1 protein-coding gene is annotated in these 1,362 nt (G+C 38.9%); it reads left to right on the forward strand.

Translation table 11 applies throughout. The features are described from left to right. The first annotated feature begins 69 nt into the window (after positions 1 to 69). Positions 70 to 1,188: an RNA-guided endonuclease TnpB family protein gene (locus tag CH76_RS13260; RefSeq protein WP_036147365.1), complete on the forward strand. Its 1,119-nt coding sequence runs from the start codon at positions 70 to 72 to the stop codon at positions 1,186 to 1,188. Positions 1,189 to 1,362: the final 174 nt, after the last annotated feature.

Here is a 1,362-nt window from a genome sequence, read left to right on the forward strand (position 1 = left end):
TAGGTTGAGTTTCTTTTTTGTAACTTCACTAAAAATAGTATACTATTTTTAGTGAAAGGCGGTGAAAACATGACAACAATTACAGCTAAAATTCAACTTTACGTTAATGAATCACAAGCAGAAAGCCTACATTTGACAAGTAAAACCTATCAAAAAGCGTGTAATTGGCTTTCAGAGATAGTAGTTGTATCAAAAAATCTGAATCAACTCCAATTAAACAACTTGTATTACAAAGAACTTCGCCAACGCTTTGGTTTGAAAAGTCAAATGGCGCAATCCGTCATGAAAACGGTCATTGCCAGCTACAAATCAGCACAATCAAACGGACATGAATGGTCGCTTGTTCACTACAAGCACCCTAGCTATGATGTAGTATGGCATCGTGACTATTCTTTAAATGAGCGACTTTTTAGTGTCAACACGTTAGATGGTCGTATTAAATTGCCCTTCGAATTAAAAGGGATGCAAAAATACTTCAATGACGATTGGAAATTTGGCACAGCGAAACTTGTGTACAAGTTCAATAAGTGGTTTTTGCATATCCCCATGACAAAAGGAATCCCTCTATTAAAGGAGCAAGATGTTACTAACATTGTTGGTATTGATTTAGGGATTAATTTTCTAGCCACTAGCTATGATAGTAAAGGCAAAACAACATTCTTTAATGGTCGCCCTATAAAACATAAGCGTGGTCGATTGAAAGCGACACATAAAGCTTTACAAAAACGTCAAACAGCTTCTGCACGTAAGCGTATTCGTGCAATAGGGCAACGAGAAAACCGTTACGTACGCGATGTAAACCATCAAGTCACAAAGGCACTCGTTGAACGTTATCCAAAAGGTACGTTATTTGTAGTAGAGGATTTAACAGGTGTACGTCAAGCAACCGAGAAAGTCCATGTCAAAAACCGTTATGTTAGCATTTCGTGGGCGTTCTATCAATTTAGACAATTACTTGAATATAAGGCACAACTATACGGGCATAAGGTGATTGTTGTTTCCCCGAAATATACAAGCCAAACGTGTCCGAAATGCGGTCATGTAGCTAAGCGAAATCGCAATAAAAAAACACATACATTTACGTGTGTCAACTGCTCTTATCAATCGAATGACGACCGCATCGGTGCCATGAATCTGTATCGAAAAGGAATTGAATACATTTCAGATACAGTTACGGTTAAGGTATAGCCTTTTCCGTAGGGGCGAAGTCAACCGTCCTCATATACCACCACGCTAAGATAGGAGGTCTGTAAGACCGTTTGCACTATTGGGTAGGTATAAGTGTAAAGGTTGCTTGCGAAGTAAGTAACCCGCCTTTTTAGGTGACACAAGCCCCCACTTCAAAACGCTTTAGCGTTTAAG

It is taken from the genome of Lysinibacillus sp. BF-4 (genome assembly GCF_000743635.1).
GTDB lineage: Bacteria > Bacillota > Bacilli > Bacillales_A > Planococcaceae > Metalysinibacillus > Metalysinibacillus saudimassiliensis.

Excerpts from the sequence above, each read along its gene's own strand:
- CH76_RS13260 (WP_036147365.1), top strand. The coding sequence starts at position 70 with ATGACAACAATTACAGCTAAAATTCAACTTTACGTTAATGAATCACAA.